The following is a 441-nucleotide window of genomic DNA, read 5'->3' as shown; positions in this document are numbered from 1 at the left end:
CCATTTGAAGTGGACCGTCACATGGATAACCTTCGTACCATTCACAAATACTATAAGGCTGGCTACATTATGGCAGATGCAGCGACTACTGACGCAACCTTCTCACTTGATGTAGCAAACTGGTTCGTTCGTGAAGAAACACAAGGACCAGCTGACTTTGGCGATAGCCTCCTTTCAACAGTTGCAGGCTATAAGATTACTTCTAAACCAATCACATCTGCCTATAAGACAAGCGGATCTACCCAAGTAGCAAACTTTGTCATTTCAAAAACATCTAAGAACAAAGAAAAAGCTATGGAAGTATTGACCCTTATCAATACAAATCCAGAATTGCTGAACGGCTTGGTATTTGGTCCAGAGGGAGTCAACTGGGAAAAAGACCCAAGTGCTGAAAATCGTATCAAGTTGTTGGATGGTTACAAAGGCGATACTCGTATGTCA

The 441-nt window shown here is 42.2% G+C and carries 1 pseudogene; it reads left to right on the top strand.

Features of this window, described 5'->3' with window-relative positions:
* A pseudogene (locus tag C1G53_RS01775) lies at positions 1-441 on the top strand (sugar ABC transporter substrate-binding protein); the annotation flags it as partial.

The organism is Streptococcus suis (assembly GCF_002960445.1).
GTDB classification, from domain to species: domain Bacteria; phylum Bacillota; class Bacilli; order Lactobacillales; family Streptococcaceae; genus Streptococcus; species Streptococcus hyiners.
This window is presented reverse-complemented; position numbering and strand designations above follow the sequence as displayed.